Here is a 19710-nt window from a genome sequence, read left to right as displayed (position 1 = left end):
AAGGCGTGGTACTTTTTGCGCACCTCGCGGAAGTAGGCCGCGATGCTCTCCAGCTTCAGGATATCCAGCCCGGTGTCGTGCTCAGTACCTGCCAACGTCGCCACCAGCGCTTCGGTGGCCGGGTGGCCGTAGGTGGCGCTCATGGAGGAAATCGCCGTGTCCACGCCGTCGACGCCAGCCTCGATAGCCTTCAGCAGGGCCATCTCCGCCATCCCGGTAGTGGCGTGACAGTGCAGGTGCAGGCGCACCTCAAAACGTTTTTTGATTTCGCTGACCAGCTCAAAAGCGGCCATCGGCGTGAGAATGCCGGACATATCCTTGATGGCAATCGAGTCAACGCCGGTTTCCAGCAGCTGTTCGGTTAAATCCAGCCAGGTCTGCAGCGTGTGCGCCGGGCTGGTGGTATAGCTCAGCGTGCCCTGGGCGTGGGCGCCGTGGCTGCGCACCGCCTGCAGGGCGGCTTTCATATTGCGCGGGTCGTTCATGGCATCGAAGACGCGGAACACGTCCATGCCGTTTTTGACGGCGCGTTCGACGAAGCGTTCCACCACATCATCGGCGTAGTGGCGATAACCGAGCAGGTTCTGGCCGCGCAGCAACATCTGCAGGGGGGTCTTCGGCATGGCCTTTTTGAGTTCGCGCAGGCGCAGCCACGGGTCTTCGCCGAGGAAGCGGATGCAGGCGTCAAAGGTGGCGCCGCCCCAGCACTCCAGCGACCCGTAGCCCACGTCGTCGAGCTGAGCGGCAATCGGCAGCATGTCATCAAGGCGCAGGCGGGTGGCGAAAAGGGACTGGTGGGCGTCACGCAGGACGACGTCGGTAATGGCAATAGTCATGGATTCCTCCGTAAATTAAGGGTTAAGGCGGCGATGGTGGTGGATAGCGGCGGCAATCACCGGCTTGAGGCGGGCAAAGTCGTCCGCGGGCGCGGCGGCGGCAGGTGCCAGTTTTGGCACCGGAGCCGGTTCAGGGAAGAAACGGTTGACGGCGGCGGACATGCCGCGGATGGCGAAAATCAGCAGGAACAGAAACGCCAGCACGAACCCCATGCCGAGGAACATCAGAGTGAAGCCTTCACCTAATAGCACCGAACTATTCATAATAAAGTCTCAAATTTAATAATCTAAAATAGAAAAGTAATATCAGGCATTAATAGAAGGGATAAAATATCGGTAGTAAAATCATACTAACGATAAAACAAACCAAACTAATCGCCAGTCCGGGTTTTAAGAAATCTTTAAATTTAACATTCCCCGGGCCAATAATCATTGAGTTTGCAGGAATAGCCATTGGGGTACAAACAGCAACACTACTCGCAATAAAAACAGCAATAACAACTGCACGAGGGTCTGCGCCAATAGACTGTGCGATAGTCCACCCTACCGGGCATAACAACGTACATGCTGCAGTGTTACTCATAACTTGAGTCAAAGCCCATGTAAGTATCCACAATGATGCCATAATAATCATAACGCCAGAATCTCCGGTTACTGAAATAACGGCATTGGCAATCATTTCTCCAGCACCAGTAGAATTAAGCGCGGCTCCTAAAGGCATCATAAACGCAAGCATGAAAACAGTTAGCGTTTCAAAAGAATTAAAAGTTTCCTTTTGTGTCAAAACGCCAGCAAATACAAGAACAATAGCCGCACAACACGCAATAATATGCATTGGAGGCAGAAACTTAATATAATCAGTTGCCACCATTCCAGCGATAGCCAGGATAAAAACGGCTAAAGTTAAATTTCTATGCCAGGCCGGAATTTGGCTATAATCCATTTGAGAATCAGATTGTGTATTTCCATCACGATCTGCGATGAGTTTTGAACCAAAGAAATAGAGAAATATAGAGCATGCAATCAGCAAAGGAATACCAATTTTAGCGTATTCGAAAAATGGCACCGACAGACTTCCCTTACTAAAAGTTTCAATAGTATTTTTAGCAATCAGATTTCCTGGCGAACCGATAATAGAAATATCAGCACCGATTGTTGCCCCAAAAACCAGAGGCATAAGAAGTTTAATAGGCTTAATCTGACTACTGGCGGCAATACCTAAAACAATAGGAATTAGCACAGCAACTGTTCCGCTATTAGAAACAAAGGCAGACATAACTCCACCAATAAGAAAAATCAATACACTAAGGCGTCTTTCTGTTTTAGCATATTTTAGTAAAATTTTACTTGATTGCCATGCCAAACCTGTTTTAAAAAATGCCGCACCGAGTACACACATGGCGACGATAAGAATAACATTCGCATTTACGATTGAAGCAAAAATATCCTTAGCATCGATAACACCGGTAAAATAAAGTGCCATTGGGACCATAAATGCAACTAATCCCATAGGAAGACGATCGCTAACAAAGATAATTATTGCAACCACTAAAACCAACAAAGTAATAATCGCTGGTGACATGTATACGTCCTTATATTATTAGGGTACAAAAACAACTCATTACAGTCATGAATACAACTGCAACAAGCATAAATCACATGTTATACTAAAATTACATCTAATTAATTTCTATTGAGAAAGAATACACTCACATAAATAACAACACTTACCCGACAAAGGCATAACATATTCTTACTGCTTTTGTTTCTGTTTAATCAAATAATTTCCTCTTAAAATCTGTCTGTGTATAATGCTACTTATATAAATGAAACTCATCCAATGCTAATAAGGTTGCAGCTTATGCAATATCGGCATCACCTCGAACTAACATGGCTCGAAGACTGTCTGGCTCTAAAAGAAACGTTGAATTTCTCAAAAGCGTCTGCCTCAAGATATGTGACTCAACCCGCATTTAGTCGTCGGATACAATCTCTCGAAGAATGGGTGGGTACGCCCCTTTTTGAAAGAAGTAAACGGGGAGTCACCCTTACCAAGGCCGGAGAAGTATTTACAGACCAGCTTCCCGAACTGATCCACTCCTTGTACACATTGAAAAGTGATACCCTTGAGGCCGCAGGTAATAAACAACCTAGTCTTGTTTTTTCAGCAACGCATGCTTTGTCTTTCTCTTTTGTACCGCATTTGTTAAAACAGAGTGATAAAATTGCAAAATTTGGTTCATTTCGTCTTTTATCTGACTCATTGAATGCGTGCGAAAAAATGATGCGGCAGGGAGATTCACAATTTTTGCTGTGTCACCATCACCCACATATGCATCTAAATTTAAATAAAAATAACTTTATGAGCATTCGTCTTGGGTTTGATACATTAATTCCATTCAGTAAACCAGACTCAGAAACGTTAAAACCGTTGTGGAATATAAATAATAAGATTCAATTCCCTTACCTTTCTTTTTCATCACAATCAGGTCTGGGAAGAATAATAGCAAATACAGCGTCTATTAACAGAATTACCCATAATATAAATGTTGCCTTTGTGGCCGATCTGGCAGCAACACTATTGGCAATGGTCAGATCTGGCGATGGTGTTGCCTGGATACCTCAAAGCCTTGCCAGGCAAGATATAGAGGCTAAAACTATTGTTACTGCAGCGGAAAAAGAAAGCAATTTATGGGTACCCATAGAAATAAGACTTTATAGACCAGCCAAGAGAATGCCTCCAGATGCCGAAGAGCTATGGGAAATTTTTGTTGAAGAACAAATGTAATTATTTAATTGTAAAATGTTCTTTAATATAATCCTCAATGAATTTAATTAACGCTCTGGTTGCATATGATAAATATTTATCTTTCTTCCAGGCCAAACCAATCGTAACATAAGTCGGCTCAGTCATGGCCTTGGTTATTACTTTTTCGGCTTTAAGATCGACAGCGTCCAAAATGAAAGAAATTCCTTCATTTTTAGCAACCAGATCTATGTTGGTTTGAACCCTGTTTGATGATAGAAAAATATGTGTATGAATTCCTCGCTTTGTACATTCTTCAATAATCGTTTTTCTATGCCAGGAATCTTTTTTCATTAGTATCAATGGCTCATATTGTAGATCTTCCCAATCGATACTATCCTTTTTTGCCAGAGGATGTTTATCTGACATACATACCACGTGCTGCTGAGTCATTAATGGTACCGTAACTAATTCTTTTGGACAGTCATTAATAATAACAATAGCAAGATCCAGCTCTCCAGCAGAAAGTTTATCATGTAAACCAAAAGTCCCCTCTTCAACAAGAGAGAGTTCCATCTCTGGATAAATCTCCCGGAAATGCTTGAAGAGCGGTGAAAAAAGAAACAAACTTATCATCGGTGGGATCCCCAAAGTTACTATGCCACCATTTTCATTACGATAATCTTTCATTTCCGCTACGCTATTTTTTAACGCAATAAGGATAGGTTCAATTTTTTGTAAGAAAAACATGCCCTCCTCAGTAAGGACAAGTTTATTTTTCTTTCTATCAAATAATGTCACCCCTAATTCAGTCTCTAACTTCTTAATAGCAATGGTGATATTAGGTTGAGAAACAAAATGCCGCTCAGCAACTCTGGTTAAGTTACCTAACAAAGAAGCGCTTACAAAATATTCTAATTGTCTAATTTCCATCTATTTTCCACTACTATAAATAAAATTTATCATTTAATAAAAATAACATATTTCCTTCCTACAATGAATACGAATATCATGAAAATGTGATCAATGGATAAAACAATGCAACATAGCACTGGAGGGAGTATGAGTCGTATATTAAATACAGAAATTATCATTCCGGTTATCGAAAAACTTGTAAAAAAAGCTTGTTATGAACTGGATGATAATCTCATGTGTTCTTTTCGTAAAGCATATGATAAAGAAGAGTCAAAGATCGGCAAGGAAACCATTAAGATATTAATTGATAATGGAGAGTATGCAAAAAAAGAACAACTTGCATGCTGCCATGATACCGGCACTTGTATCGTTATAATGGAAATTGGACAACATGTATGCTGGGAAGGTAAGCCGCTTAAAGATCAGGTGAACCAGGGTGTTCGCCAGGGCTATGAAAATGGATACTTAAGAAAATCCATGGTTGCAGATCCATTAGAACGTATTAATACTAATGATAATACTCCTGCAATTTTACATACTGAAATTGTTGATGGTGACCGAGTGACAATTACCGTTATGCCAAAGGGCGGCGGTAGCGAAAATATGGGAACTTTTAAAACATTGCTTCCCGGCGATGGTATTGATGGTATAAAAGATTTTGTTCTGGAAACTGTCCGTCGTGTAGGAGGCAATCCATGCCCTCCTTATATTATTGGTATCGGCGTTGGCGGTACAATGGATCACTGTTCGTGGATGGCGAAGAAAGCATTATTACGCCCTCTTGGTGAGTTCAATGCTAAACCACTTTATGCCCAGCTCGAAGCTGAATTATTAGAGGCCGTGAATAATACAGGGATCGGCCCTTTAGGTATGGGCGGGCGTATTACGGCGTTAGGCGTGCATGTCGATTACTATCCTTGCCATATCACTGCACTGCCAGTCGCAATCAATTTCCAATGTAATGCAAGCCGCCACGCTAGTGAAATCATTTAATACCTGGAGAAGCTATGATGGAATTAACATTACCATTGACTAAAGAGAAAGCGAAAACTCTTAAGGTCGGCGATATATTATTTCTCACTGGATTTGCTTACACCTGCCGTGACGCCGCGCATAAAAAAATCGAAGTAGCGCTTAGTAACGGAGAAAAATCACCAGTCGATTTTCAAAACCAAACGATTTACTATGCTGGCCCCTGCCCTGCCAGACCTGGTTTACCTATTGGCTCCAACGGTCCTACAACGGCCGCGCGTATGGACCCATTTGTAGAAATGATGTTTCAACAAGGGGCAACTGCGTTTCTTGGCAAAGGCGATCGTGCTGATTATGTCGCTGAGCTTTGTAAAAAATACGGTGGGGTTTCGCTACTCGGGATTGGAGGAGCGTCTGCAATTAATACAAAACATGTTAAATCAGTAGAAATTGTTGCCTACGAAGAATTAGGAACAGAATCCATTAAGAAGTTATATTTTGACCGCTATAGAGTCATTGTAGGAATTGATTCGGAAGGAAATACTCTCCAGAAGCAGGAAGTACCTAAGTACGCCAAATAATAATACATTAATATTGGTAATATCGGTCCGGTAGACTGTTACCGGACCGATATGTTTTCTATCCTGCGCTTCACCACAGGATAGAAAATAAACTTAGCCGCGACGGGCTTTTACCGCTGCCGACAACTGACGAAGCAGCGCATCGGTATCTTCCCAGCCAATACAGGCGTCAGTAATGCTTTTACCGTAGGTCAGCGGCTGACCGCTTTCCAGACTCTGGTTTCCTTCTACCAGATGACTCTCTACCATCACGCCAATAATCGCTTTTTCACCGCCCGCTATCTGCTGACAGACATCGGCGCAAACCTCCATCTGCTTTTGAAATTGCTTACAGGAGTTGGCATGGCTGAAATCGATCATGACCTGCGGCGTCAGTCCCGCTTTGATGAGGCCTTCTTTCACCTCAGCAACATGCTGCGCGCTATAGTTTGGCGCTTTACCGCCGCGCAGAATGATATGGCAGTCGCCGTTGCCGCTGGTATTCACAATCGCCGAATGACCCCATTTAGTGACGGAGAGGAAGCAATGCGGCGCGCCGGCGGCGTTGATGGCGTCAATGGCGACTTTAATCGTGCCATCAGTACCATTTTTAAAACCGACCGGACAAGAGAGGCCAGACGCCAGTTCGCGATGAACCTGGGATTCAGTAGTCCGCGCGCCAATGGCGCCCCAGCTCATCAGATCGGCCAGATATTGCGGCGTGATCATATCGAGGAATTCGCCGGCGGCAGGCAGGCCGCTGTCGTTAATATCCAGCAGCAGTTTGCGCGCAATACGCAGACCGTCGTTAATCTGGAAGCTGTTATCCATATGCGGATCGTTAATCAGCCCTTTCCAGCCGACGGTGGTACGCGGTTTCTCAAAATAGACGCGCATGACAATTTCAAGCTCGCCTTGAAGCTCATCACGTAGCGCCAGCAAACGGGCGGCATACTCTTTCGCCGCTGCCGGATCATGAATTGAACAAGGACCGATCACCACCAGCAGACGATCGTCATTGCCTTTGAGAATTTTATGGATGGCTTTGCGCGCGTGAGCAACGGTATTCGCTGCATTTTCCGTAGCGGGAAACTTTTCCAGCAGCGCGACCGGAGGTAATAACTCGTTGATTTCTTTAATGCGTAAATCGTCGTTCTGATAATTCATGTTTATTCCAGTGTTGCCGTACTTATCCCAATGAATGCAATCCCTCCAATCTATCTCTTCAATTAAATAGTGTAAACGGGCTTTTACACTTTGAACGGAATAATCCTGGAATTCAGGAAAAAAACGCACAAATGTAGCGAAAAATGGGATCTAACCTACACTTTTTAACTGTAACCACTCTGTTTATGAATTATTGCAAGATTCTCTGCTGCGTTAACCCGCGGCGGCGAACGTTTTTTATCCCTTATTTGAGGATTTGACTGACACGTGCACTGTTGGAAGAGGTTATCCGACATATCCACCATAACAGGAGCATCTTATGAAAATGACAAAACTGACTACGCTTTTACTCACCGCTACCCTCGGCCTTGCCAGCGGCGCAGCGTTAGCTGCTGAATCTAACGCGCAATCCAGTAATGGCCAGGCGAACTCGGCGGCAAATGCCGGTCAGGTTGCCCCGGACGCCCGCCAGAATGTAGCGCCGAATGATGTGAATAACAACGACATCAATACCAACGGCAATACTAACAGCACGATGCAGCATCCAGACGGTTCAACCATGAATCATGACGGAATGACCAAGGATGAAGAGCATAAAAATACCATGTGTAAAGACGGTCGCTGCCCGGATATTAATAAAAAAGTGGAAACCGGTAATGGCGTCAATAATGACGTGAATACCAAAACCGACGGTACCACACAGTAATGCAGAAAAAAGTCTGATAACGGGAGAGCTTTCGCTCTCCTTTTTATTTTGTCAGCGAAAAATCAGTATGATGTCTACAGTATTGATGAGAATAACAAAGGAATGACGTTATGGCGCACTCACACTCTCATGCCGATTCACACCTGCCGAAAGATAATAATGCTCGTCGCCTGCTTTTCGCCTTTATCGTCACTGCCGGATTTATGCTCCTTGAGGTGGTGGGCGGGATACTCTCCGGCTCTCTGGCGTTGTTGGCGGATGCGGGACATATGCTCACCGACGCGGCGGCCCTTCTCTTTGCGCTGCTGGCGGTTCAATTTTCCCGTCGTCCCCCGACTGTTCGCCACACTTTTGGCTGGCTAAGACTCACCACACTGGCGGCTTTTGTGAATGCCATTGCGTTGGTGGTCATTACCCTTCTCATTGTCTGGGAAGCGATAGAGCGCTTTTACACGCCACGTCCGGTGGCGGGCAATCTGATGATGGTGATTGCGGTTGCGGGTCTGCTGGCGAACCTGTTTGCGTTCTGGATTCTCCATCGGGGAAGCGATGAAAAAAACCTGAACGTGCGCGCTGCCGCGCTACATGTGATGGGCGATTTGCTGGGTTCCGTCGGCGCAATAGTCGCCGCGCTGATCATTATCTGGACGGGCTGGACGCCAGCGGACCCGATTCTCTCTATTCTGGTTTCGGTACTGGTGTTACGCAGCGCCTGGCGTTTGTTAAAAGATAGCGTCAACGAATTGCTGGAAGGCGCGCCGGTTTCGCTGGATATTAATGCCTTACAGCGCCATTTAAGCCGGGAAATCCCCGAAGTCCGTAACGTACACCATGTGCATGTCTGGATGGTCGGCGAAAAACCGGTCATGACGTTGCACGCTCAGGTCATTCCGCCACACGACCATGATGCGCTGCTGGAACGTATCCAGGATTTCCTGATGCACGAATACCATATTGCGCACGCTACGATTCAGATGGAGTATCAAGTGTGTCACGGCCCGGACTGTCATCTGAATCAGACGCCATCCGGGCATGTTCATCACCATTAACGGGAAAGCGCGCGCGATCCTCGCTCCCGCGCGCTGTTTATCCACAGGCGGCTACCGTTCACGGCGATAAATGTCAGGATCAGATATTCCAGCGACATCGCATAGACGCCCTGCAAAGCAAAAATCACCACACTGATCACGTTGATTACCACCCACAGGAGCCAGTTTTCGACATATTTGCGTGTCATCAGAATCATCGCCGCGATAGACAGCACCATCATGCAAGAGTCCCAGAACGGGAAAGCGTCCGGTTGCAGTACAGGCATTGTCACCTGTAACCCCAGCATCTGCATAATGGCGACGGCCACGCGCGTCAGGACGGCGAATACGGGATCGATATATCGCGTCATCAAACCGATAGCTATCACACATATCGCCAGCCATGCCATTGCTTTTGGCAACGGCAGCCAGCGGATTTTGAGCTCGGCTTCATTATCCTTTGTTTGCCGCGACCACGCATACCAGCCATAAATATTGGCGGCAAAGAAAAAGAGTTGCAGCAACAGGCTGGCATAAAGCTGGATCTGAAAGAAAATAATCGCAAACAGGGTGACGTTAACCAGTCCAAAAAAGTAGTTGCTGATCTTCTCCAGACTGGCAAGCCAAATACAGAGCAGGCCGGCGATGGTTCCTACCGCTTCGATCCACGAGAGATCGTACCCGCCAGCGCCAATCGGAATATGAATCAGTATGTTGTGCGTACTAAAAAAATCCATTCTCTCCCCCAAAGATTTCCGTCTTTACGCCCGAAGTGTAGCCGCAAAATCCAGCATCCGGTTGAGCGGCAGTAATGCGCCCTCGCGTAGCGCCGCATCAACCTGTATTTCATGCGCCGCGCCTCCCTGCTCCAGCCCTTCAGCAATGGCTTTCAGGCCATTCATCGCCATCCACGGACAGTGCGCGCAGCTACGGCAGGTCGCCCCCTCGCCAGCCGTGGGCGCTTCAAGCAGTTCTTTTTCAGGCACCGCCTGCTGCATTTTGTAGAAGATGCCGCGATCGGTCGCCACGATAAGCTGTCTGTGCGGCAGCGTTTTTGCCGCCTTAATAAGCTGACTGGTGGAGCCCACCGCATCGGCCATCTCGACAATGGACTGCGGCGATTCAGGGTGAACCAGAAGAGCGGCATCGGGATAGATTTTTTTTAAACGGGTCAACGCCTGGGTTTTAAACTCGTCATGCACGATACACGCCCCTTGCCAACACAGTACATCGGCCCCGGTCTGTTTTTGCACGTAATTCCCCAGGTGTCTGTCCGGCGCCCAGATAATTTTTTCCCCCAAACTATCCAGATGCTCAATCAGTTCTACGGCGATACTGGAGGTCACAACCCAGTCCGCACGCGCTTTAACAGCAGCCGAGGTGTTAGCATAGACCACTACGGTTCTGTCAGGGTGCGCATCACAAAAAGCGCTAAATTCGTCTATTGGGCAGCCTAAATCCAGCGAACATTCCGCCGCCAGCGTAGGCATAAGAATGTTTTTTTCCGGGCTGAGGATTTTGGCGGTTTCCCCCATAAACCGTACGCCCGCTACCAGCAGCGTGGATGCGGCGTGCTTCGCGCCGAAACGGGCCATTTCCAGTGAGTCGGAAATACAGCCGCCGGTTTCTTCTGCTAACTGTTGAATTTCCGGATCGGTGTAGTAGTGCGCCACCATGACGGCATTGCGCTCTTTGAGCAACCGCTTGATTTTCTCACGATAAAATTGCTTTTCATCGTCGTTCAACGGCGTTGGTTTCGGCGGGAACGGGTAGATTGCGGCTTGTGGGTCAAACATTACGCTCATCGTGGCTTCTCGTTTTACTGACTTAACGAAACAACCGAATGAAAGCGTAATAAACGCCACAATCGGTTAATTTGTTTTATATGCTAAACAAGATAGCTGGTTCAATAAGGAAAGTCACAATAATTACGTAGCCCCATATCTGATGGCGGCGTAACGTCTTATCTGGCCTGCGTGAGCGGTGCCGTCTGTAGGCCTGATAAGCGCAGCGCATCAGGCAAGACCCGAACCTGCGACAGGTTCGAATCTTCCATATCGCAGATAGCAAAAAAGCGCCTTTAGGGCGCTTTTTTACATTGGTGGGTCGTGCAGGATGACTCGGCTTCGCCTCGCCCTACGGGCCGTTGCTGACGCAACGTTATCCTTCACGTTCAACATCTGAGTTTGATGTTAAATTGGTGGGTCGTGCAGGATTCGAACCTGCGACCAATTGATTAAAAGTCAACTGCTCTACCAACTGAGCTAACGACCCATACGGGTGCTGCCTGAAAGATTTTACTCGGACCATCTAAAGATGGTGGGTCGTGCAGGATGACTCGGCTTCGCCTCGCCCTACAGGTTGCTGACGCAACGTTATCCTTCACGTTCAACATCTGAGTTTGATGTTAAATTGGTGGGTCGTGCAGGATTCGAACCTGCGACCAATTGATTAAAAGTCAACTGCTCTACCAACTGAGCTAACGACCCATACGGGTGCTGCCTGAAAGATTTTACTCGGACCATCTAAAGATGGTGGGTCGTGCAGGATGACTCGGCTTCGCCTCGCCCTACAGGTTGCTGACGCAACGTTATCCTTCACGTTCAACATCTGAGTTTGATGTTAAATTGGTGGGTCGTGCAGGATTCGAACCTGCGACCAATTGATTAAAAGTCAACTGCTCTACCAACTGAGCTAACGACCCGAGTGGTGGGTGATGACGGGATCGAACCGCCGACCCCCTCCTTGTAAGGGAGGTGCTCTCCCAGCTGAGCTAATCACCCGATACTACGCTGGATATTACTGACTAACCGAAGTTAGTGGTGTGCAGGATGACTCGGCTTCGCCTCGCCCTACAGGCCGTTGCTGACGCAACGTTATCCTTCACGTTTTATTCTCGTTTCCACCGAACGATTGGTGGGTCGTGCAGGATTCGAACCTGCGACCAATTGATTAAAAGTCAACTGCTCTACCAACTGAGCTAACGACCCGAGTGGTGGGTGATGACGGGATCGAACCGCCGACCCCCTCCTTGTAAGGGAGGTGCTCTCCCAGCTGAGCTAATCACCCGATACTACGCTGGATATTACTGACTAACCGAAGTTAGTGGTGTGCAGGATGACTCGGCTTCGCCTCGCCCTACAGGCCGTTGCTGACGCAACGTTATCCTTCACGTTTTATTCTCGTTTCCACCGAACGATTGGTGGGTCGTGCAGGATTCGAACCTGCGACCAATTGATTAAAAGTCAACTGCTCTACCAACTGAGCTAACGACCCACTTTTGCGTTGCTTTCGAGTTGTTTAATATCCCGTGGCAACGGCGGCATATATTACTGATTTCAGATTTGAGCGCAACAAAAATTTCGACGCAGGGGGCTCAACTGCTTAGGAATCGCACGACGCGACCAGAAAAAAGGCGTTTTCTGGTCGCATGGTACGCATTACATCGCGTTAAGACGCTTTTGCGCCTGTTTCGCGCCATCAGTGCCAGGATATTTGCTAATCACCTGCTGATAAACCGCTTTCGCTTTTGCCGTATCACCTTTGTCCTGCATGATAACGCCAACTTTGTACATCGCGTCCGCAGCCTTCGGCGACTTAGGATAGTTTTTTACTACCGAGGCGAAATAATAGGCGGCATCATCTTTTTTACCCTTGTTGTAATTCAACTGGCCCAGCCAGTAATTGGCGTTCGGCTGATAAGTAGAATCAGGGTATTTCTTGATGAAGTTCTGAAACGCCACAATCGCATCATCCTGGCGAGACTTATCCTGCACCAGCGCAATTGCCGCATTGTAATCGGTATTCGCATCGCCACTTTGTACCGGCGCCCCTGAGGTTGCCGTACCGGCATCCGGAGCGGAGGTCGCAGCGGTTGCCGCCCCACTCTGGTCACCAGCTGCTGGCTGCGCTGCGCCGCCATTATTTAAGCTCCCCAGCTGCAGCATAATTTGCTTCTGGCGTTCCATCACCTGATTCAGTTGATACTGATTTTCCTGGATTTGGCCGCGCAAAGAATCGATATCGGACTGATTATCGGAGAGCTGCTGCTGAAGTTGGGTTAAAAGCTGGCTGTGAGCGTTAGAGATACGCTCAAGTTGAGTGACGCGGTCTTCGACCGAGCCTGAGCCGACACTACTGATTGGCGCCTGAGCAAAAGCGGCCCAGGGGGCCGCTATGCCAACCAGTAACGACAGACTCAACAGGTGATGTCTGAAGTTACTGCTCATGCAATTCTCTTAGTAAACCAGTACAGCGCGACGGTTCTTAGCGTAAGCCGCTTCGTCGTGGCCCAGTACGGCAGGTTTTTCTTTACCGTAAGAAACGATGGAGATCTGGTCAGCGGAAACGCCTTTACCCTGCAGGTACATTTTAACGGCGTTAGCACGACGTTCGCCCAGGGAGATGTTGTACTCAGGCGTACCACGTTCGTCCGCGTGACCTTCTACGGTGACTTTGTAAGACGGGTTGCTACGCAGGAAGTTAGCGTGCGCATCCAGCATTGCCGCGAAGTCAGAACGGATATCGTACTTGTCGAGATCGAAGTAAACGATGTTGTTCTGCTGCAGCTGCTGCATCTGCAGACGCGCTTGCTCTTCAGACGACATATTGCCGCTACCGTTCGAATCCATACCCGTGCCGGCGCCGTTCAGCATACCGCCTTCGCTACCGTCATTGCTGGCGTTCTTGTTGGAAGAACATGCCGCGATTGCCATAACAGGCAGGGCAATCATCAGGCCCTTCAGCACTTTGTTCAGTTGCATTTCTTTAATTCCTTTAGTAATCAATTAATTATTATCACAGATACGGCGACCAGGCAGGCGATTTCACCTGACCATCAGTTGCCGGAAGACGCGCTTTGAAACGCCCATCTGTAGAAACCAAATTCAGCACAGATCCCATCCCCTGAGAAGAGCTGTAGATTACCATCGTGCCGTTAGGTGCCAGACTTGGCGTTTCATCCAGGAACGTTGACGACAGAACCTGTACGCCACCCGTCACCAGATCTTGTTTGGCAATGTGCTGCTGCCCGTTATTTGAGCTTACCATTACCATAAATTTACCGTCGCTGCTGACATCCGCATCCTGGTTTTGCGAACCTTCCCAGGTAATACGCTGCGCCGCACCGCCGTTAATGTTCATTTTATACACTTGCGGACGTCCAGCCTGGTCAGAAGTAAAGGCCAGAGTCTGGCTGTCCGGGAACCAGGTCGGCTCCGTATTGTTGCTACGCCCGTCCGTTATCTGACGAATCTGGCCGGAGGCGAGATCCATAACGTACAGGTTCAGACTTCCGGTTTTCGATAACGCGAACGCCAGTTTCGTCCCATCCGGCGAGAAGGCCGGCGCGCCGTTGTGACGCGGGAAGGACGCAACCTGACGCACTGCGCCGTTTGCCAGCGTCTGGATAACCAGCGCGGAGCGACCGCTTTCAAATGTCACGTAAGCCAGTTTTGAGCCGTCCGGAGACCACGCCGGAGACATCAGCGGCTGCGGAGAACGGTGCACTACGAACTGATTGTAGCCATCGTAATCCGACACACGCAGTTCATACGGGAACTGACCGCCGTTAGTCTGTACCACATAGGCGATACGAGTACGGAACGCGCCCTTAATGCCCGTCAGTTTTTCAAAGACTTCGTCACTGGCGGTGTGGCCTGCATAACGCAGCCACTGCTTGTTCACTTTATAAGAGTTTTGCGCCAGTACAGTCCCCGGCGCGCCGCCAGTGTCAACCAGCTGATAAGCAACATTGTAGGAACCGTCCGGATTCGGCGTGACCTGTCCAACAACGACAGCATCAATACCCAGCGCAGACCATGCGGTAGGCTGAACTTCCTGAGCGGTGGCTGGCTGCTGCGGCAGTCGGGACCGGTCTAACGGATTAAATTTACCGCTGTTGCGTAAATCTGCCGCCACGATGCCGCCGATATCTTCAGGCGCAGCGCCCGGCCCGGCCCATTTAAAAGGCACAACGCCAATCGGTCGCGCCGAGTCCACCCCCTGGGTGATCTCGATACGGACTTCTGCGTGCAGCACCGCCGCCCACAGCATCAGAAAACCAAATGCTACTCGTAATGCCTGCTTCATCATATCTCCCATACCTGGGCCTGCGACCCACGATAATTTAGCAGAATGTTAACAAACTCAAATACACAAAACCACCAGGACCAGTAACAACTCAACCGCTCCAACTTCCATAAAGAAAAGTATCTACAGTTTAAAGTCTAGTTTGGCATCCTTTATTTTCTCATAAACAGCCTGGCTTGGCGGTTTAGGAATTTTCGCGGTTTTTGCCGCCATTAACGCCGCCTGACAAAGCGCCGGATCGCCGCCCTCAGACGTAATGCTTTTTAATGAGCCATCCGGCGCCAGGCTAATATGCAAGACACATTGTTTGCCCTGATACAGGCTCGCATCATACAGACGGCTCTGAATGGCGACCTGAATCTGTTTCGCGTAGGCGCTGATATCAGCGCCTGTCGTCCCACCGTTAGCGCCCGATGTACCGCTATCTTTCGATGGCTGACCATTCCCTTTCGCGCCGCCGCCGGTTTTCGGCGCATTCTTACCCGAGCTGAGATCGCCAAGCAGATCGTCGACGCCTTCTGCGGCGGCCGCTTTTTCGGCAGCCGCTTTCTTCTTAGCGTCCGCCGCTGCTTTCGACGCCTCGGCATCCGCTTTCTTCTTCGCCGCCGCTTTCGCCGCCTCGGCATCCGCTTTCTTCTTCGCCTCCGCCGCAGCTTTCGCCGCTTCGGCTTCCGCTTTCTTCTTCGCCTCCGCCGCTGCTTTCGCCGCTTCGGCTTCCGCTTTCTTCTTCGCGTCCGCCGCTGCTTTCGCCGCTTCGGCTTCCGCTTTCTTCTTCGCGTCCGCCGCCGCTTTCGCCGCTTCGGCTTCCGCTTTCTTCTTCGCGTCCGCCGCCGCTTTCGCCGCTTCGGCCTCCGCTTTTTTCTTCGCGTCCGCCGCCGCTTTCGCCGCTTCTTCGGCCTGTTGCTGCTGCTGTTGCGCCAGTTTTGCCGCTTCTTCAGCCTGCTTTTGCTGCTCCTGAGCCGCTAAACGTTCTTTCTCAAGTTGTTTCAACCGCTCCTGTTCAGCAACCTGCTTCTGCTGCAGCTCCTCTGCTTGCTGCTGTTGCAGCTTTTTACGCTCTTCTTCCGCGCGTCTGGCGCTGGCCTGTTGATCCTGCTGACGGTTGTACTGCTGCACAACGGCGCCAGGATCGACCATCACCGCGTCGATAGCGGAACCACCGCCGCCGCCGGCAGAAGCCTCTATATGCTCATCAAACGAACTCCAGATCAGCACTGCAAATAAGATGATATGCAGCACGGCTGAAATAATTATCGCCCGTTTGAGCTTGTCGTTTTGTTCGGTTGCCTTTGACACTCTCGGTTCCCAAAAAACTGTTCGCCTGTTACTCGCCGTCTTTCAAGCCAACGGGACGCAGACTTCAGATTGGCTGCGTCATTAAGCCAACCGATTTTACGCCCGCGCTGTGTAACAAGTTCAGCGCTTTAATTATTTCATCGTACGGCACCTCTTTCGCGCCGCCGATTAAAAAGACTGTTTTCGGATTAGCCTGCAGATGACGCTTTACTTCTGCGATCACCTGTTCAGACGGCAGTTGATCCATTCGATCTTTATCAACCACTACGCTGTATTGCCCTACTCCGGAAACCTCAATAATGACCGGTGGATCGTCGTTACTACTGACCGCCTGCGACTGATTCGCCTCCGGTAAGTCGACTTCCACGCTCTGGGTAATGATCGGCGCGGTTGCCATAAAGATCAGCAGCAGCACCAACAGTACGTCGAGCAGCGGTACAATATTGATTTCGGACTTAAGTTCGCGACGACCTCGTCCACGCGTTCTGGCCATGGCTTACCCCTTGTTGCTTTCGCTTACGGTAAACGCCTGGCGGTGCAGAATCGCGGTGAACTCTTCCATAAAGTTGTCGTAATTCAGTTCCAGCTTGTTCACGCGCTGATTCAGTCGGTTGTAAGCCATAACCGCAGGGATAGCGGCAAACAGACCAATCGCCGTGGCAATCAATGCTTCGGCAATACCCGGCGCAACCATTTGCAGAGTCGCCTGTTTTACCGCGCCCAGGGCGATAAACGCATGCATAATCCCCCATACGGTGCCAAACAGACCGATATAAGGACTGATAGAGCCTACCGTGCCAAGAAACGGGATATGCGTTTCCAGCGTTTCCAGCTCTCGGTTCATGGAGATGCGCATCGCACGCGACGCCCCCTCTACCACTGCCTCCGGCGCATGGCTGTTGGCGCGATGGAGCCGGACAAACTCTTTGAACCCGCTATAAAAAATTTGTTCCGAGCCCGACAGGCTATCGCGTCTCCCCTGGCTTTCCTGGTACAGACGCGATAGTTCGATTCCGGACCAGAATTTATCTTCAAACGCTTCCGCCTCACGCGCAGCGGCGTTCAGGATACGCGTTCGCTGGATAATGATGGCCCAGGATGCTATTGAAAAACCAATCAAAATCAACATGATAAGTTTAACCAGAAGGCTTGCCTTCAGGAACAAATCAAGGATATTCATGTCAGTCACTGCTTAAACTCCGCGACAATAGACTTAGGAAGCGCACGAGGCTTCATTTTGAGTGGATCAACGCAAACAATCAGAACCTCTGCTTCATTTAGCAGCGTGTTCTCTGCGTTGACAATGCGTTGCGTGAAAACCAAAGCGGTGCCACGCATTGACGTAATTTCTGTTTGAACTTCAAGCATATCGTCGAGCCGCGCAGGCGCATAGTATTCCAGCGTCATCTTGCGCACCACAAAGGCGACCCGCTCCGCCAGCAGCACCTGTTGGCTGAAGTGATGGTGACGCAGCATCTCCGTGCGCGCTCTTTCATAAAAAGCGACATAGCTGGCGTGATAAACCACACCGCCGGCGTCCGTGTCTTCGTAATAAACTCGAATTGGCCATCGAAACATATACTTATTCATCCCTGCAGCCTCTTTGTTGGCGTCATCCGCTTGCCGCCGTAATGCCTCAAGAATGCCGTTGTATATCGCCTTGTATTCACTTTACATCCCGGTAATGCAACAAAAGTAGAGCTTTTAAACGTTGCTACTATACGCGTGGGAATGAGGCTTGGGAATGGGGGGAAGTTAAGGGAGAGTAAAAATATATGGGCTTATGCAAGCCCCTATATTTTTAAGGAGGTTTCTTATTCACAAGAAGAAGAAAATCAGGCCGACGATAAGGACGATATCCGCAAGGAGCGGACAAAAAATCCCTTGCCAGTGTACGGATTCAGGGCGAAAACCCACGCCGTGGATTATGCCTGCGCAAACCGCCCACATCAGCAATAATCCGTGCCAGATTTCAAGCGTGCTGGTCCTGGCGGCAAACCGTGACGGGTCCCAGAACATACATCCTGCCAGCACTATCGCCATCACGAAGGAAAGCGCCCTTAAGGGGCGCTTGTCCATTACCGCATACAGTTTTGCGATAATATGGGTCATTAGCTTTCTTCTTGACCGGTTTTACCCGCTTCAACGTGCTCAAGCGCCAGGGCGGTAATGATCCCGAATGCACAGGCAAGAAGCGTTCCCAGAATCCATGCGAAATACCACATTTTAAGCTCCTTACTTAGTACAGAGAGTGGGTGTTGCTTTCAATATGTTCTTTAGTGATACGACCGAACATTTTCCAGTAACACCAGCTGGTGTAGATCAGAATGATCGGTACGAACACCGCCGCAACCCAGGTCATCAGGTTCAGCGTCATCTGGCTGGATGTCGCATCCCACATGGTCAGGCTGGCATTCATCATCGTGCTGGACGGCATCACAAATGGGAACATAGCGATACCCGCCGTCAGAATAATGCAGGCCAGGGTCAGCGAAGAGAACAGGAATGCCCACGCGCCTTTCTCCATACGGGAAGTCAGGATAGTCAGCAGCGGCAGAACCACGCCCAGAGCCGGAACCAACCACAGGATCGGAGCATTATTAAAGTTCACCAGCCAGGCGCCAGCTTCACGCGCCACTTCTTTAGTCAGCGGGTTAGAGGCGGCATGATGGTCAATCGCGGATGTCACGACATAACCATCAATACCATACATTACCCAAACGCCCGCCAGCGCAAAGCACACTAATGTCACCAGCGCCGCAATCTGCGAGGTGGCGCGCGCGCGCAGGTGCAGTTCGCCAACGGTGCGCATTTGCAGGTAAGTAGCCCCCTGCGTGATGATCATCCCTACGCTTACGATACCCGCCAGCAGACCAAACGGGTTCAGCAACTGGAAGAAGTTACCGGTGTAGTACAGACGCAGATACTCATCCACGTGGAACGGTACGCCCTGCAACAGGTTGCCAAAGGCCACGCCAATCACCAGCGGCGGCACAAAGCTACCGATGAACACGCCCCAGTCCCACATGTTGCGCCAGCGCGGGTCTTCAATCTTGGAACGGTAATCAAAACCGACCGGACGGAAGAACAAAGACGCCAGCACCAGGATCATCGCTACATAGAAACCGGAGAACGCCGCGGCGTAAACCATCGGCCAGGCAGCAAACAACGCACCGCCCGCGGTGATCAACCACACCTGGTTACCGTCCCAGTGTGGGGCGATAGAGTTAATCATAATTCGACGTTCGGTGTCGTTACGACCGAGGAAACGGGTGAGCATCCCCACCCCCATGTCGAACCCATCGGTGACGGCGAAACCAATTAGCAAAATGCCAACCAGCAGCCACCAGATAAAACGTAGTACTTCATAATCGATCATTTGACGACTCCTGTC

The 19710-nt window shown here is 49.5% G+C and carries 22 protein-coding genes and 7 tRNA genes; 5 read left to right on the top strand and 24 right to left on the bottom strand.

The window, feature by feature from the left end; all coding sequences use genetic code 11:
- The 3 genes from NBA72_RS07900 to NBA72_RS07890 form a co-directional block, all read right to left on the bottom strand.
- Nucleotides 1-836 (bottom strand): pyruvate carboxylase subunit B (locus NBA72_RS07900; RefSeq protein ID WP_439005035.1); only part of this gene is annotated, 836 nt, incomplete at its 3' end.
- A 15-nt stretch (nucleotides 837-851) separates the two neighbouring features.
- Nucleotides 852-1100 (bottom strand): oxaloacetate decarboxylase subunit gamma, encoded by a 249-nt coding sequence (locus NBA72_RS07895; protein ID WP_001529440.1) that lies wholly within the window; start codon nucleotides 1098-1100, stop codon nucleotides 852-854.
- Nucleotides 1101-1149: 49 nt separating this feature from the next.
- Nucleotides 1150-2418, bottom strand: coding sequence for an SLC13 family permease (locus tag NBA72_RS07890; RefSeq protein WP_042947984.1), 1269 nt, complete (start codon nucleotides 2416-2418; stop codon nucleotides 1150-1152).
- Between the two features lie 222 nt (nucleotides 2419-2640).
- On the opposite strand from NBA72_RS07890, the gene NBA72_RS07885 reads away from it, so the two are divergent.
- Nucleotides 2641-3624, top strand: coding sequence for a LysR family transcriptional regulator (locus NBA72_RS07885; RefSeq protein ID WP_077908674.1), 984 nt, complete (start codon nucleotides 2641-2643; stop codon nucleotides 3622-3624).
- On the opposite strand, the gene NBA72_RS07880 is transcribed toward NBA72_RS07885, so the two are convergent.
- Nucleotides 3625-4515 (bottom strand): LysR family transcriptional regulator, encoded by an 891-nt coding sequence (locus tag NBA72_RS07880; RefSeq protein ID WP_000405927.1) that lies wholly within the window; start codon nucleotides 4513-4515, stop codon nucleotides 3625-3627.
- A gap of 129 nt (nucleotides 4516-4644) precedes the next feature.
- Between NBA72_RS07880 and NBA72_RS07875 the strand changes: the two genes are divergently transcribed.
- Together NBA72_RS07875 and NBA72_RS07870 are read left to right on the top strand one after the other, a co-directional pair.
- A complete protein-coding gene (locus NBA72_RS07875; RefSeq protein ID WP_000086831.1) occupies nucleotides 4645-5490 on the top strand; it encodes a fumarate hydratase in 846 nt (281 codons plus the stop codon).
- A gap of 14 nt (nucleotides 5491-5504) precedes the next feature.
- Nucleotides 5505-6050, top strand: a complete 546-nt coding sequence (locus NBA72_RS07870; RefSeq protein ID WP_000970374.1) for a FumA C-terminus/TtdB family hydratase beta subunit — start codon at nucleotides 5505-5507, stop codon at nucleotides 6048-6050.
- A 93-nt stretch (nucleotides 6051-6143) separates the two neighbouring features.
- On the opposite strand, the gene aroG is transcribed toward NBA72_RS07870, so the two are convergent.
- Complete coding sequence (gene aroG, locus NBA72_RS07865; RefSeq protein WP_001109233.1) at nucleotides 6144-7196, bottom strand: 3-deoxy-7-phosphoheptulonate synthase AroG; 1053 nt, start codon at nucleotides 7194-7196, stop codon at nucleotides 6144-6146.
- A 319-nt stretch (nucleotides 7197-7515) separates the two neighbouring features.
- Between aroG and NBA72_RS07860 the strand changes: the two genes are divergently transcribed.
- The gene (locus NBA72_RS07860) at nucleotides 7516-7902 is read left to right on the top strand and encodes a YbgS-like family protein (protein WP_000784380.1); all 387 of its coding nucleotides are present in this window, start codon (nucleotides 7516-7518) and stop codon (nucleotides 7900-7902) included.
- A 110-nt stretch (nucleotides 7903-8012) separates the two neighbouring features.
- Complete coding sequence (zitB, locus tag NBA72_RS07855; protein WP_000951250.1) at nucleotides 8013-8951, top strand: CDF family zinc transporter ZitB; 939 nt, start codon at nucleotides 8013-8015, stop codon at nucleotides 8949-8951.
- On the opposite strand, the gene pnuC is transcribed toward zitB, so the two are convergent.
- The 19 genes from pnuC to cydB all read right to left on the bottom strand — a co-directional run bounded on the left by pnuC (nucleotide 8948) and on the right by cydB (nucleotide 19695).
- Nucleotides 8948-9667 (bottom strand): nicotinamide riboside transporter PnuC, encoded by a 720-nt coding sequence (gene pnuC, locus NBA72_RS07850; protein ID WP_001728872.1) that lies wholly within the window; start codon nucleotides 9665-9667, stop codon nucleotides 8948-8950. The genes zitB and pnuC overlap by 4 nt on opposite strands.
- A 24-nt stretch (nucleotides 9668-9691) precedes the next feature.
- Entirely contained in the window at nucleotides 9692-10735 is a 1044-nt protein-coding gene (gene nadA / locus NBA72_RS07845) for a quinolinate synthase NadA (RefSeq protein ID WP_000115334.1), read from the bottom strand.
- A 393-nt stretch (nucleotides 10736-11128) separates the two neighbouring features.
- Nucleotides 11129-11204 (bottom strand) — tRNA-Lys (locus tag NBA72_RS07840).
- A gap of 139 nt (nucleotides 11205-11343) precedes the next feature.
- Nucleotides 11344-11419 (bottom strand) — tRNA-Lys (locus tag NBA72_RS07835).
- Nucleotides 11420-11558: 139 nt separating this feature from the next.
- Nucleotides 11559-11634, bottom strand: a tRNA-Lys gene (locus tag NBA72_RS07830).
- 3 nt (nucleotides 11635-11637) lie between these two features.
- Nucleotides 11638-11713, bottom strand: a tRNA-Val gene (locus NBA72_RS07825).
- Between the two features lie 131 nt (nucleotides 11714-11844).
- Nucleotides 11845-11920 (bottom strand) — tRNA-Lys (locus NBA72_RS07820).
- A 3-nt stretch (nucleotides 11921-11923) separates the two neighbouring features.
- A tRNA-Val gene (locus NBA72_RS07815) sits at nucleotides 11924-11999 on the bottom strand.
- Between the two features lie 131 nt (nucleotides 12000-12130).
- A tRNA-Lys gene (locus NBA72_RS07810) sits at nucleotides 12131-12206 on the bottom strand.
- Nucleotides 12207-12370: 164 nt separating this feature from the next.
- Entirely contained in the window at nucleotides 12371-13159 is a 789-nt protein-coding gene (gene cpoB / locus NBA72_RS07805) for a cell division protein CpoB (protein ID WP_042947988.1), read from the bottom strand.
- Between the two features lie 9 nt (nucleotides 13160-13168).
- Nucleotides 13169-13693, bottom strand: a complete 525-nt coding sequence (gene pal / locus NBA72_RS07800) for a peptidoglycan-associated lipoprotein Pal (protein WP_001176623.1) — start codon at nucleotides 13691-13693, stop codon at nucleotides 13169-13171.
- A 34-nt stretch (nucleotides 13694-13727) separates the two neighbouring features.
- A complete protein-coding gene (tolB, locus tag NBA72_RS07795) occupies nucleotides 13728-15020 on the bottom strand; it encodes a Tol-Pal system beta propeller repeat protein TolB (RefSeq protein ID WP_001562341.1) in 1293 nt (430 codons plus the stop codon).
- A 123-nt stretch (nucleotides 15021-15143) separates the two neighbouring features.
- Entirely contained in the window at nucleotides 15144-16316 is a 1173-nt protein-coding gene (gene tolA / locus NBA72_RS07790) for a cell envelope integrity protein TolA (RefSeq protein ID WP_042947989.1), read from the bottom strand.
- Nucleotides 16317-16380: 64 nt separating this feature from the next.
- Nucleotides 16381-16809 carry a colicin uptake protein TolR gene (tolR, locus tag NBA72_RS07785; RefSeq protein WP_000124676.1) on the bottom strand — a complete coding sequence of 143 codons (429 nt, stop codon included), beginning with the start codon at nucleotides 16807-16809 and terminating at the stop codon, nucleotides 16381-16383.
- 3 nt (nucleotides 16810-16812) lie between these two features.
- On the bottom strand, nucleotides 16813-17505 hold the full coding sequence (tolQ, locus tag NBA72_RS07780; RefSeq protein ID WP_000131318.1) for a Tol-Pal system protein TolQ: 693 nt from the start codon (nucleotides 17503-17505) through the stop codon (nucleotides 16813-16815).
- Nucleotides 17502-17906: a tol-pal system-associated acyl-CoA thioesterase gene (ybgC, locus tag NBA72_RS07775; protein WP_001046240.1), complete on the bottom strand. Its 405-nt coding sequence runs from the start codon at nucleotides 17904-17906 to the stop codon at nucleotides 17502-17504. Before ybgC ends, tolQ begins: the two co-directional genes overlap by 4 nt.
- A gap of 228 nt (nucleotides 17907-18134) precedes the next feature.
- A complete protein-coding gene (gene ybgE, locus NBA72_RS07770) occupies nucleotides 18135-18428 on the bottom strand; it encodes a cyd operon protein YbgE (RefSeq protein WP_000148790.1) in 294 nt (97 codons plus the stop codon).
- On the bottom strand, nucleotides 18428-18541 hold the full coding sequence (gene cydX / locus NBA72_RS07765; RefSeq protein ID WP_000270278.1) for a cytochrome bd-I oxidase subunit CydX: 114 nt from the start codon (nucleotides 18539-18541) through the stop codon (nucleotides 18428-18430). Before cydX ends, ybgE begins: the two co-directional genes overlap by 1 nt.
- Nucleotides 18542-18555: 14 nt before the next feature.
- On the bottom strand, nucleotides 18556-19695 hold the full coding sequence (gene cydB / locus NBA72_RS07760) for a cytochrome d ubiquinol oxidase subunit II (protein WP_000568258.1): 1140 nt from the start codon (nucleotides 19693-19695) through the stop codon (nucleotides 18556-18558).
- Nucleotides 19696-19710: the final 15 nt, after the last annotated feature.

The sequence above is a fragment of the Salmonella sp. NW1250 genome (assembly GCF_051812965.1).
Taxonomy (GTDB): domain Bacteria; phylum Pseudomonadota; class Gammaproteobacteria; order Enterobacterales; family Enterobacteriaceae; genus Salmonella; species Salmonella enterica.
This window is presented reverse-complemented; position numbering and strand designations above follow the sequence as displayed.